At 64.9% G+C, this 12,976-nt stretch carries 12 protein-coding genes; all 12 read right to left on the bottom strand.

Going from position 1 to position 12,976, the window contains the following annotated elements:
• Positions 1-242: helix-turn-helix domain-containing protein (locus B1526_RS05070; protein WP_157908699.1), on the bottom strand; the 242-nt coding region annotated here is incomplete at its 3' end.
• Positions 235-822: an IS607 family transposase gene (locus B1526_RS05075; protein ID WP_095615006.1), complete on the bottom strand. Its 588-nt coding sequence runs from the start codon at positions 820-822 to the stop codon at positions 235-237. The genes B1526_RS05070 and B1526_RS05075, both read right to left, overlap by 8 nt.
• Before the next feature lie 65 nt (positions 823-887).
• Complete coding sequence (pstA, locus tag B1526_RS05080) at positions 888-1,886, bottom strand: phosphate ABC transporter permease PstA (protein ID WP_095615007.1); 999 nt, start codon at positions 1,884-1,886, stop codon at positions 888-890.
• The gene (gene pstC / locus B1526_RS05085; protein ID WP_095615008.1) at positions 1,886-2,863 is read right to left on the bottom strand and encodes a phosphate ABC transporter permease subunit PstC; all 978 of its coding nucleotides are present in this window, start codon (positions 2,861-2,863) and stop codon (positions 1,886-1,888) included. Before pstC ends, pstA begins: the two co-directional genes overlap by 1 nt.
• Before the next feature lie 5 nt (positions 2,864-2,868).
• Positions 2,869-3,984 (bottom strand): phosphate ABC transporter substrate-binding protein PstS, encoded by a 1,116-nt coding sequence (locus B1526_RS05090; protein WP_095615009.1) that lies wholly within the window; start codon positions 3,982-3,984, stop codon positions 2,869-2,871.
• An 85-nt stretch (positions 3,985-4,069) separates the two neighbouring features.
• Positions 4,070-4,774, bottom strand: coding sequence for a response regulator transcription factor (locus B1526_RS05095; RefSeq protein ID WP_095615010.1), 705 nt, complete (start codon positions 4,772-4,774; stop codon positions 4,070-4,072).
• On the bottom strand, positions 4,731-5,948 hold the full coding sequence (locus tag B1526_RS05100) for a sensor histidine kinase (protein ID WP_095615011.1): 1,218 nt from the start codon (positions 5,946-5,948) through the stop codon (positions 4,731-4,733). Before B1526_RS05100 ends, B1526_RS05095 begins: the two co-directional genes overlap by 44 nt.
• A gap of 22 nt (positions 5,949-5,970) precedes the next feature.
• Entirely contained in the window at positions 5,971-6,663 is a 693-nt protein-coding gene (gene mtnN / locus B1526_RS05105; RefSeq protein WP_095615042.1) for a 5'-methylthioadenosine/S-adenosylhomocysteine nucleosidase, read from the bottom strand.
• 76 nt (positions 6,664-6,739) lie between these two features.
• Entirely contained in the window at positions 6,740-7,969 is a 1,230-nt protein-coding gene (locus B1526_RS05110; protein WP_095615043.1) for a 3-deoxy-7-phosphoheptulonate synthase, read from the bottom strand.
• A gap of 129 nt (positions 7,970-8,098) precedes the next feature.
• Positions 8,099-10,177 (bottom strand): acyltransferase family protein, encoded by a 2,079-nt coding sequence (locus B1526_RS05115; protein WP_095615012.1) that lies wholly within the window; start codon positions 10,175-10,177, stop codon positions 8,099-8,101.
• A 6-nt stretch (positions 10,178-10,183) separates the two neighbouring features.
• Complete coding sequence (locus B1526_RS05120; protein WP_095615013.1) at positions 10,184-11,305, bottom strand: 3-deoxy-7-phosphoheptulonate synthase; 1,122 nt, start codon at positions 11,303-11,305, stop codon at positions 10,184-10,186.
• A 214-nt stretch (positions 11,306-11,519) separates the two neighbouring features.
• Positions 11,520-12,857, bottom strand: a complete 1,338-nt coding sequence (locus tag B1526_RS05125; RefSeq protein WP_095615014.1) for a C1 family peptidase — start codon at positions 12,855-12,857, stop codon at positions 11,520-11,522.
• Positions 12,858-12,976: the final 119 nt, after the last annotated feature.

Raw genomic sequence — 12,976 nt, forward strand, 5'->3', positions numbered from 1 at the left:
TTGCTGTTCTCCGGCCACCATGTTTCTCCCGTGGTCTTGTCCACGGCGAGTGTGTTCTTGGCTTGGTTCCACCACCTGCGCAGCCCGTAGTACGACCATTCGGGTTTATCGCCACGTTCGAGCATGTCCTTGACATGAGCGAGTCCCGCGTTGTAGACGAACCGCGCCGCACCAGCATGAGACTCCAAGAGTCGTTCCTGCCGTGGCGTCGGGTCAAGCGCCACCTTGACCGCCTCAAGCATCGCGTGCCGCCTTCAACGCCGCGTCCGTCTTGCGCTTGGCCGCGCGGCGTCCGTACAGCCTCGCGCACAACGAGGTCAGCACCTCGCTCATGTCGCGCACCAGATCGTCGTCCAGTTCCGTGTCGTCCACCACGACGATCCGGCGTCCCTGCGCTTTCAACGCGCTCTCCACCAGTCCCGCGTTCATGCGGGCGAGCCTGTCCCTGTGCTCCACGATCAGCGTGCCCACGGTCGGGTCGGACAACAACCGGTTGAGCTTGCGCCGCCTGTCGTTCATGCCGGAACCCGTCTCCGTGACCACCTCGGGCTTCTCGACGCCCATGCCAAGGGCGAACGCTTTCAGTCGGTCGGCCTGACGTCGCAGGTCGTCCTTTTGGTCGCCGCTGGATACTCGCGCATAGCAGACGGTGCGGGATTCCATGCTTTTCGATTGCGGCATGGTCTCGTATTTCGGGTCGTGGATGAGCCACATGCCAGACGGCGTGTGCTCCACGGGGACGGGCATGGTGCCCTGACGGCACCATTTCCACACGGTCTGCGGGTGCAGATGCTCACGCTCGGCCCATTCCTTCACCAACATGCAACATAGTATAGCATATTAAAATATATTTAAGCAAATCGTTTAGGAAACAGCCGACCGCCCCGCTATTTCTTCTTCGGTGCGAACACTTTCGCGACGATCCTGCCGATGAGGTTGAGGATGAGGACGATGACGATGAGGACGAGCGCGGCCGACCACGCGCGTTCCATCGGGATCGTCGTCACGCATCCGCTCGACGCGTCCGCCGGGCAGTTCGCGCGGTACTTCGAATACTCCTGGTACACGTACACCGGCAATGTCGTCATCTCGCCGCTGAAGAGGTTCGCGTTCGTCGACACGATGTAGCCGGCTGTAATGAGCAATGGCGCTGTTTCGCCGATGACGCGCGCGATCGCGAGGATCGAGCCCGAGACGATGCCGGAGAGCGCGGTGCGCAGGACGACTTTCGTGATCGTGCGTTGTTTCGTCACACCGAGCGCGAGCGACGCTTCACGCAGGTCGTTCGGCACGATCTTGAGCATCTCCTCGGTCGTCTTGACGACGGTCGGGATCATCAGGAGCGACAGCGCGACCGATCCCTCGAATCCGTTGAGCGTACCGGGGCCGACGAGGATCGCGAACATCGAGTAGGCGAACAGGCCTGCGACGATCGACGGGATGCCGCTCATGACGTCGACGAGCAGATGGATCGTGTGCGCGAGTTTCGAGGCGCCCGCGTATTCGATGAGGTACACGGCGCACATGACGCCGATCGGGATCGAGATGAGCATCGCGCCGAGCGTGATCTCCAACGTGCCGATGACCGCGTGCAGGATGCCGCCGTAGCCGCCCGATGGCGTCGGGTTGCCGCCGATGACGTTCGTCATGTTATGGCTCAGGAAATCCCAGTTGAGGCGTCGGATGCCACGCGCGAGCGTCGTCCAAAGCACCGAGACGAGCGGGATGAGTGCGATGACGAACGCGAGGATGATGAGCGCGCGCATCGCGATGTCCTTGCGTTTGCGCGCGGCCGTATAGGAACGCGTCGGCTTGAACTTGTCGAAGTCGATGACGGGTGCCGTGTCGGCGGTCGCCGGCGTGTGCTTCGGTGTCGTCTCGTCCATCACTTCCCCGCTTTCTCGGTGATGCGGCGCGCGAGCAGGTTCACAAGGAACGTGATGACGAAGAGTACAAGACCCGTGCCGATGAGCACCGAGACGCCGATACTGTCGGCTTCGGGGTACTGTGCGGCGATGTTCGCCGCGATCGTCTGGTCTTGCGACGCCTGCAGCAGCCGGAACGAATAGGTGAGGCCAGGCGACAGGATCATCAGGACCGCCATCGTCTCGCCAAGCGCACGGCCAAGGCCGAGCATCGACGCCGAGATGACGCCGGATTTGCCGAACGGCAGCACGGAAAGCCTGATCATCTCCCATTTCGTCGCGCCGAGGCCGAGCGCCGCCTCCTCGAGGAGCTTCGGCGTCTGCAGGAAGATGTCACGTGCGATCGACGTGATGATCGGCAGGATCATGATCGCAAGCACGAGCGCGACGGTCGCGACGGTGCGAGGCGGGTTCGCGGCCGGTCCGGCGAAGAGCGGGATCCAGCCGAGGTATTCGGCGACCCAGTTCCAGAACGGGTAGATCGCCGGCACAAGCACAAGGCCGCCCCACAGGCCGTAGATGACCGACGGGATCGCGGCGAGGATGTCGACGATGTAGCTGAGCACGGCCGCGAGGCGTTTCGGCGCATAATGCGAGATGAACAACGCGATGCCGATCGAGACGAAGAACGCGAGCACGAGCGCGATCGCCGCGACGAGCACGGTGCCGAACAGGAGCGGGCCGACGTAGCCCCAGAAGTTCTTCGCCTTGCCGCCGGTGAAGTTCTCGATGACCGCGCTGTTCGCCTGCTGGTCGCCGCCGATGAGCGGCCATGCGCGGAACAGCAGGAACAGGGCGACGGCTGCGAGCGCCACGAGGATGAGGATGCCGCATGCGGTCGCGATGCCGCGGAAGACGCGGTCCGCCTTCTGGCCGTTGACCGGTTGCGTCAACGATGACGCGCGTGTGGGCGCTGATGGTTTCGATGCCGTGGACATGGTCCTCACTTCACTTCGATCGCGTCGACCGACGCGCGCACGTATTGGGCGATGTTGTCGGGAAGCGGGGCGGAACCGGTCGCGTGCTCCGCCTGGTCCTGCCCGGATTTGCCGGTGATGTAGCCGAGCCACGATTGCGCGAAGCGCGCCGTGTCCGCGTCCTTGTAGACGGGGCATGCGATGTCGTAGGAGACGAGCACGATCGGGTAGGCGCCTTCGACGGTCGTCTTGTGGTTGATGTCGAGGACGACGCGGTTGGCTCCGGGGACGGTCTCGTCAAGCGTCGAATCGGCGACGGCCTTCGACGCGGCGTCGGCCGAGATCTCGGTATAGCTATCACCGACCTTGACGGCGACGGTGCCCATGCCGCCCGCCTGCGAGAGGTCGGCATAGCCGATCGTGCCGTCCGCCTGGTCGATCGTCGAGATGACGCCCGACGTGCCTTTCGCGCCTTGGCCGACGTCGTTCGGCCAGTTCTCGGAGAGGGCGTATGGCCAGTCCTTGCCGGCCGTCGCCTTGAGGTATTCGAGCAGGTTGAGCGTCGTGCCGGATTTGTCGGAACGGTGCACGACCGTGATCGGCAGGTCCGGCAGGTCGAGGTCCGGGTTCTGCTTGGCGAGCGCCGCGTCGTTCCAGCGTGTGATCTTGCCGTTGAAGACCTTTGCAATCGTCGTTGCGTCCATGTTGATGTGGTGGTCTTCGTCGGAGATGCCGCGCAGGTTGAACACGATTGCGATCGGTGAGATGTAGACGGGCACGTCGAATGCGGTCGAACCGGCGCACACCTGTTTCGATTCCTCGACCTGTTTCGCGTCGAGCGGCTTGTCGGAGCCGGCCCAGACGGTCGCGCCCGTCAGGAACGTGACGACGCCCGCGCCCGAACCTGAGGGGTTGTAGGAGATCTTCGCCTTTGGATTCGTCTTCTGGTATCCGGCGATCCACGCCTCGACGGCCGTCTGCTGCGAGGATGCGCCCGCACCGGCGAAGCCGCCTGAGATCGATGAGGCGTTGGAGACCGGCCGGTCCGAGGGATCCGTGTTGTCTCCGCATGCCGCCGCGACGGCGATGAGCGCGACGCCGCACAACGCCGCGAGCGCACGCCGCGCAAGATTGCTACGCATGTGGTTTCCTTTGGTCACGATGCCATTGTATCCGACCACACCAGTGTAGAGGAGAGCGGCGATGGCGCGGGCGTGGAAAGTGAACTCACGGTGAAGGTTCGTCGCTGATCCGGTATCCGACGCCGCGCACGGTCGTCAACAGCGCCGGTTTCGTGGGGTCGTCCTCGATTTTCGCGCGGATGCGTTTGATGTGCACGTCGAGCGTTTTCGTGTCGCCGACGTAGTCGCTGCCCCATACACGTCCGATGAGTTGTTGGCGCGTCACGACGCGTCCTTTGTTGCGGATGAGGTATGCGAGGACTTCGAATTCCTTGAGTGGGAACGCGGTGAGTGTGCCGTTGACGTGCACTTCGTGCGATGCGATCTCCATCGTGACGGGGCCGCATACGAGCGTCTCGCCGTCGGTTGGCGGCCCTGGGGTGATCCGTTCGAGCGTGCGCCGCAGCACCGCGTGGATGCGGGCGAGCAGTTCGCGAAACGAGTATGGTTTCGTCACGTAGTCGTCGGCGCCGATTTCGAGTCCGACGATGACGTCGTTCTCGGTCGATTTCGCCGTCACCATGATGATCGGCACCGGATGCGTCTCGCGGATGCGCCGGCACAGTGTCGTGCCGGATATGCCCGGCAGCATGAGGTCGAGGATGACGAGGTCGAACGGCATCTGCCCGAAGAGCTCCCAGCCTTCCTCACCGGTCGATGCGCCATGCGCCTCGTAGCCTTCGCGCGTGAGTTGGAACAGCAGCGGTTCAAGATAGGATGGTTCGTCCTCGACGACGAGAATGCGTGTCATCTTCCAAGCTCCTTGTCCGTGTCGGGGGTGCCTGCGACGCGAGCGGCATAACGACCGTGAACGTCGAGCCCTCCCCCGGTTTCGACCATACGTCCATCTTGCCACCGTTCGCGAGGATATGGTGCCGCGCGATCGACAATCCGAGTCCTGTGCCGCCCGTGAGGCGCGAACGTGCGGGGTCGACACGGTAGAACCGTTCGAAGATGCGCTGCTGGAGTGCCGGTGGGATGCCGACACCGTGGTCGACGACGCGGATGCGCGCGGCGCCGTCCACGGCGTCGACGGCGACGGTCACGCTCGCATGCTCGGGTGAATAGTGGATCGCGTTCTCGACGAGGTTCTTGACCGCGGTACGCATGCCGCCCGCGTCGACGGCGACGGTGAGCGGCACGCCCGCGGCGTCGTCGCGCATGCGTACGTCCGTATGCCGTACGGCGGCCGCGACGTCGGTGTCGGCGATCGCGCCGGCGACGACATCGCGCACGTCGACGAGGCGCTGCTCGCGCGCGCCGTCGTCCTGCATGCGCCCGAGTTCGATGAGCCTGCGCACGAGCCCGTCGAGCCGTTTCGCCTCGGTGCCGATGCGGCCGGCGAAATGCCTGATCATCTCGACGTCGTCGCCCGCGTCATCGATTGTCTCGGCGAGCAGCATGATTGCACCGACCGGTGTCTTGAGCTCATGGGACACATTCGTCACGAACTCGCGGCGCATGCGCTCGGCGTCGCGCCGGCGGCCGGTGTCGGCGCATACGACGGCGGTGCGTCCATCGCCGATCGGCTGGGCGCGCACCGCGATCCGACGCATGCGTGCGCCGTCCGTGACTGCGAGTTCCGCGGCCGCTTCCGACTGCGCCGTCGCGGCATCGGCGATGAGGCCACGTACACCGTCGTCGGTGAGGTGCCCGTCAGTGACGATGCCGCATGTCTCCGCTGCGGCGTTCGCGGTAAGAATGTTGCCGTGTGCGTCGGCGATGAGGACGGCCTCTTCGAGCATCGCGAGCATCCTGCGTTCGCCATCGATTGAGTCGGCATCGGCGAAACCGCCGAACAGCGCTGGCATTCTCGGGGACCGGTCACGTTCGTATGCGCGACCGGCGCGGTAGGCACACACGCTGGCGATCGCCAACACGACCGCGGCCGTGAGCGCGACGGCGATGACCGCCGATACTGTCATGCCGCGCCTCCCATTCGTCCGTTCACATGCGGGTGAGGATCTCGACGGTGAGCTTCGCCGCCGTGTCGGCGTATTCGCTCACATCGAAGGTCTTGAAATCCTCGTAGTCGGTGTCGGCGTTGTCGCTCATCGCGCGGATGACGAGCGCGGGCACGTCGTTGCGCGCGGCGACGTGCGCGACGGCGGCGCCTTCCATCTCGACTGCGTCCGCGTGCGTTTCGCGGATGACGCGTTCGACAGCTTCGGGCGAATCGACGAAATAGTTTCCGGACGCAATGACGCCGTTGACGTGGTGGATGCCCATGCCGTCGAGTGCCGCCTCGGCGAGCGCAATGAGCTCGGGGTCGGAATGGAACTCCTCGGTCTGCGGCTTCCACTGGCCGACGAGGCGCATGTCGGTGTCGAGGTAGCGCAGCGTCTCGCCGAGCACGATGTCGTTGATGTGCAGGTCGGGGTTGAGGTTGCCGGCGATGCCGGAGAAAAGCACGGCGTCGGGCTGTGCGACGTCGATGAGGCACTGCGTCGTCGCGGCCGCGTTGACGAGGCCCATGCCGCCGACAGTCACCGAGACGTTGAGTTCGCGGCCGTCATGCGTCGGCAGTGTGCCATGTGTGATCGTCAGGCTCGCGCGGCGCTCCTCGGTCACGTCGTTGAGCGATGCGGCGATATGCGCCGCCTCCTCGTCGAGCGCACTGATGATGACGACGGTGGATATCGGCTTGTTCGCCATGGTTCGGTTGTCCCTTCCGGTCGGCTGGTTCGTGGATTGTGATGCTTGTGGGGGTGCCGTGTCAGCGCCAGCGCCGCGCGCTCACGGCGTCGGCGAGTTCGTTGAGCAGCTGTTCCGTATCCGGCCAGCTGATGCAGCGGTCGGTGATCGACTTGCCGTAGACGAGCTCGTCGAGCGGCGCGGCCGGCTGGTTGCCACCTTCGATGAAGCTTTCCATCATGACGCCGGTGATGCCCCGCTCGCCGTCCGCGATGCGCGCGGCGATGTCGCGCACGACGGCCGCCTGACGCACTTCGTCCTTGCCGGAGTTGCCATGCGAGCAGTCGACGATGAGCCCGTGCGCGGCGGCCGATTCCTCCGGCATCGACGCGCGGACCATCGCCATCGCGTCGGCGACCGACTGCGTGTCGTAGTTCGGGCCGCTCACAGAACCGCGCAGGACGATATGGCAGTCGGGGTTGCCGAGCGTCTCGACGGCGCATGCGCGGCCGAGGTGGTCGATGCCGAAGAACGTGTGCTGGCCCGCGGCCGTGATGCAGCTGTTGACCGCCGCCTTGACCGAGCCGTCGGTCGCGTTCTTGAAGCCGATCGGCATCGACAGCCCGCTCGCGAGCTGGCGGTGGACCTGGCTTTCGGTGTTGCGCGCGCCGATCGCGCCCCAGCTGATCGCGTCGGAGATGTACTGCGGGCTTGTCGGTTCGAGGAACTCGGTCGCCGTCGCAAGCCCCGCGCCGAGCACGTCGAGGAGTGTCCTGCGCGCGAGGAGCAGGCCTTTTTGGATGTTGTGGCTGCCGTCGATGTCCGGGTCGTTGATGAGGCCCTTCCAGCCGACCGTGCTGCGCGGCTTCTCGAAATAGACGCGCATGACGATGAGCAGTTCGCCTTCGAGCCGTTGCTTGACGTCGTAGAGGCGCTGCGCGTAGTCGAGCGCCGCCTTCGGGTCATGCACGGAGCATGGGCCGACGATGACGAGGAGGCGGTCGTCCTGCCCATAAAGGCATGCGCGGATCTCGTCGCGCGAATAGGCGACGATGTCCTGCGCGACGCGGTCGAGCGGCAGCGCCGAAAGCACTTGCGCGGGCGTCGGCAGCGGGTCGAGTTCCATGACACGGCGGTTGATGATGCGGTCGATGCCGACGGCGTCCTCCCAGCGGGGCAGGTCGGGAATCGCCGTGAGCGGGTTGCCGCCTTCGGCGATGACGGCGTGCACTTCGTCGAGTTTCGCGTTCGTATATGTCAGCGGTTCGCCGCGCTCGATCGCATGCCGATGGTCCTCGGAGAACGTGTGCATCGGCGCATGCCCGTCCGCGTGCGGATTGTGTCCGTCCATGAGCGCTCCTCCCTGCGTCTCCTCAATGCTTGTCCGTACCCCAGCATAGCAACGCGCACGCCCGTGGTGAAGGACGCTGCGGGATGGGCGCTACTGCGGGCATACGGCGCGCAGGATCATCTGCGCATACGCCTGCGCGCCGAGTTCGTTCGGATGCGTGCCGTCGTCGTACAGGTATTCGGGATGCGCGCCCGACAATCCGGACCAGTCGATGACGCCGACGTTCCCATGCGCATGCGCGGCATCGAGGAACATCTGGTTCGTCTGCTCGATCCATGCGACGGGGGCACGTGTCGTCAGGAAATACAACGGCCTGCCGTTCGCGAGGCGGATGACCTCGTCGACCGCCTGCTGCGTCGGCGGCCCGTTCGTGCCGAGCGCGAAGATGATGACCTGCGGGTCTTCGGATGTGAGGAACTGCGTGAGCATATCGACGCCCGCGCCGAACTGGCGGCTCACGGCACCGTCGACATGCGCGTTCGGGAAATGCTGCGTGAGCACAGGCGCGACGCCTTCGGTCACCGAATCGCCGATGATGAGCATGCGCGCGTCGCATGTGCCGGCCGCGTTGTCGCAGTGCCAACGCGCGGGGTCGAGGTTGTCGGGCGCCTTGAGCGCATCGACCTTCGGCTTCGGCGGCTCCGGCTTCGCCGTAGGAGTCGGCGCCGTCTGCAGGGGTTTCGGCGGCGGCGATGACATCTGCTGCTTGCGCATCGCGTCGAGCTCATGCTTCGCCTGCTCGGCCGTCATGCCGAGTTCGGGGCGCAACGCGACGGCACGGTCATGCATGAGCGTGCGCCACGGCAGCGGCAGCATCATGACGATGATGATGACGACGCCCGTCACGGCGCCGATGAACGCCCCCGGACGCTGCGTGCGCTGCGGGTTGTCATGGGTGCGTTTGAGCCACGGCAGCCACGGTGCGCCACGCAACGCCTCGATCGTCTGGTGGAAGACCTCACCAACGATGAGGATGATGGCGAACTGCCCAAGCACCATCCACCACGGCGTCGTCGCACGCGTCGCCGGGTTCATCACGAGGATGAGCGGATAGTGCACGAGATACAACGAGAACGAGCGTGAACTGAGGTATGCGAGCGCCTTGACGCCCATCGCGCGGCGGAAGGCACCGCCGTGCATGCCCGCCCAGACCATGAGCGCCGTGAGCGCCGCGTACAGCAGGAATCCCCCATGGTACATCCACGCGGACGACGCGTCGACGGTGAACATCGAGATGACGATCGCGGCGGCGCATACGAACGCGCAGCAATCGACGACCGTATGCGCGCGCACGGTGACGGTGCGTGCGCCGACGTGCACATCACGGCTCCATGCGCGCCATGCGGCGGGCAATGCGAGGCCATCGCCATCACCGGACGTGCGGTGGACGAGGACGGCGAGGAGCGCACCGACGAGCAGTTCGGCGGCGCGCGTGTCGAGACCGTAGTAGATGCGCGACGTGTCGCGGCCCGGCGCATACAGCATCGCCATATCCGCCGTCGAAATCGCGATGAGAACGGCGATGGTGCATGCACGCGCCCATGTGCGGCGCACGACGCGCGCGATAAGCGCGAACAGCAACGGCCACAGCAGATAGAACTGCATGATGAGGCTCGTATACCACAGATGCGTGAGCGGCGACGGCAATCCGGCGGCGTCGAAATACGAGACGTGGCGGAAGATGTACGACCAATTGCTGTAGAAAAGCGCGCTCGGCACGGCGTCGGCGCGCAGTTTGAGCAGCAGTGACGGCGCCCACGTGTACACGATGACGGCGGCGAACGCGATCGTCGTCAATACGGGCGGCCAAATGCGGCGCGCGCGCCTGTCCATGAACCGCGGATAGGAGAAGCGGCGCGCGTCAAGCAATCCGAGCATGCCACGCGTGATGAGGAACCCGGAGATGACAAAGAAGACGGTCACGCCGAGGAAGCCGCCCGACGCGAGCTGCGGGCGCATATGGTAGAGGATGACACCGAGGATCGCGAGCGCGCGCAGGCCGTCGATCGCGCGGATGTGCGCCTGGGTGGCCTCACGGCGCGCGACGGGGCGCACAGGCGCGCCGTCGCCGCCGCTGCCATTATGTGGTGTTCCCGGAACGTCGGGGTGCCCCGGGTTCGTCGTGACGTTGAGTTGCGACGCGTTGTCGCTTGCGATGATGCGTTGCATCGTGCGTCAGCGGCGTGCGGCGACAGCGTCGGCGAGTGTACGCAGCACCTCTTCGGTACGGTCCCACGGCACGCACGCGTCGGTCACGGACTGGCCATAGACGAGTTCGTCGAGCGGCGCGGGCTTCTGGTGGCCGCCTTTGAGGAAGCTTTCCATCATGATGCCGAGGATGCCGCGTTCGCCGGCGGCGATGCGCGACGCGATGTCCTCGACGACGCGCGCCTCGACGACTTCGTCCTTGCCGCAATTGCCATGCGCGGCGTCGATGATGAGGCCGTGGTCGCTCGGGCCGGACGCCTTCGACGCCTTGAGCGCGGCAAGCGCGTCGGCGACCGAGACCGGATCGTAGTTCGGGCCGGCGCTTGAGCCGCGCAACACGAGATGGCAGTCGGGGTTGCCTTTCGTCTCGGCGGAGATGACCTGGCCGTCGAGGTTGACGGACAGGAAATGGTGCTCGAATGCGGCCGTGTAGCATGAGTCGGCGGCCGGTTTGACCGAGCCGTCGGTCGCGTTCTTGAAGCCGATCGGCATGCTCATGCCGCTCGCGAGTTCGCGGTGGACCTGGCTTTCGGTGTTGCGTGCGCCGATCGCGCCCCAGCTGATGAGGTCGCACAGGTACTGCGGTGTGATTGGGTCGAGCCATTCGGTCGCGGCGGGAAGCCCGAGCGACAGGACGTCGGTGAGCACTTTGCGCGCGAGCCACATGCCTTTGCGGATGTCGAAACGGCCATTGAGGTCGGGGTCGTTGATGAGGCCCTTCCAACCGATCGTCGTACGCGGTTTCTCGAAATAGACGCGCATGACGATCATCAGGCGGTCACGCAGTTCCTCGTTCAACGCGGCGAGTTTCGTCGCGTATTCGTGCGCGGCCTTCGGATCGTGGATCGAACAGGGGCCGACGATCGCGAGGAGGCGGTCGTCGCGGCCATGGAGGATGTCGCGAATCTGGCGGCGGGAATCGAGGACGAGGTCGCCCATCTCGTCGGTAAGCGGCAGTTCCTTGATGAAATAACGGGGCGCCGGGATCGGGTCGAGCTGACGGATGTTGACGTCGACGGTCTCAGGGACGACGGCGCGTGCGTCGAGCACCTTGTCCTGTGAACTGTCCGGACCACGAAGGGCTGCCATGGTTCCTCGTTTCCTCTCCTCAATACACCACTGAATCCGGATCCTGCCGGAAAAACCGAATACCCATACTAGGACACATCCCCTGACGTATCGGGCGCCTGTATCACAACGCGGCGCGAAGGATGCACCCATCCTCCACACCGCGCGTGCACACACCACTCACACCGTGCACATTGCGCACACCATGCACACCGTGGCCGTGGTTACCGTCGCATCACGCGAGCGCGCCCATCGGATCCCACGCCGGCAGCATCGTCGCGGGCTCGTCGAGCGCCTTGCGGTACTCGTCGGGCAGCATCGCCTTCGGCACGGCGACTTCGAAGACGTATTCGTCGAACCAGTCGTCACCCATCGTGAAGTACCCCTTGTCGGCGATCTTCGTACCCCACGAATTCTCGACGCGCCAGCGGCGCGTCGTCGTGCCGTCGTCGTCGACGTCGACGCCGACGAACGCCATCGCATGGTTCATCGCGGAATCACCGAAGCGTACACGCTGCTCCTTCGTCATGTCGAAGTCGACACGGTAGACCTTGCCGTATTCGAACAGGTCGGCCGCCCATGCGCCGTCGACGCGGTCCATCATCGGATGGCAGTCGGCGCCGAACCACACCGGGATGCCCTGCTCGACGAGGATGTCGCGCACGCAGTCCTTCATGAACTGCACCGGCACGTTGAGGTATGCGGTCGGGTCGCCGCCCGCGACATTGTTCAGATGCTCGATGCCGATCCTGTGGCCCTTCACATGCTCACGGCGCGGGTCGTCGACGAGGCACACGTAGCTTTCGAGGTCGGCGGAGCCGACGTACTTGTTCCAGAACTCCTGCGGCGTGATCTCGCCGTCGCGGTGGAACACGCCGTCCGCATCCGTCCACTCCCAGTGGAAGCGCTTCGGCGGTTCGCCGAGGTGGATCGTGAGCATGCGGTGGCCGGCTTCGACGGTACGGCGCACGATCTCGTCGATCTGGTCCGGTTCGTCGACCATATGCGCGACGGCCGTATGCAGCAGGCGGCGCAGCTGTGTGTTCATCTCGCCGGTGTTCTTCGACGATTCGGTCTCCGGGTACAGGTCCTTCGGCACGGCACCGTACTTCTTGTAGATGTTCATCGCCATCGTCCACTGGCCACCGTCGCCCATGACATCGGCGAGCATATGCTGGAACAGGCGCGAATCGACGGGTTCGCCCGAACGGATGAGGTCGGCGATGTCACCCATGAAATAGTTGACGCGCTCAAGCTTGTCGTAGTACATCGCATAGTTCTGCGAGAACTCGAACTCCTTGAGGTTCATGTTCTTCTTCGCGACGAACCTGGCGACGTTGAGCGAGCTGAACAGCCAGCAGCGGCCCGAACGGTCCTGATGCGTCGCCTCGCCGTTGTCGACGGTCGTCGAGAACCGGCGCTGGAGCAGGCGCGCACGGTCGTAGTTGCGCGCGACCTTGTCGATGCCGGCGGCGGTCACGGCGTTCATCGCCATGCGGTTGACGGGGTCGGAGTCGAAATCGGCGGTCATTTCGTTGAGTGTGTCGGCGGACAGCGGTGCTATCTCGGTCAAGGTCCCTCCTTGTATGCTGGGGTTGGTTGTTGGTCGGTCAGTTGGTTCGGGAAACAGATGTCGTGCGTTCGGACGCGGCCTTATGCGGCCGCCCGCCGCATACGAACGAGTTCCGGACG

Source organism: Bifidobacterium criceti, from assembly GCF_002286935.1.
GTDB lineage: Bacteria > Actinomycetota > Actinomycetes > Actinomycetales > Bifidobacteriaceae > Bifidobacterium > Bifidobacterium criceti.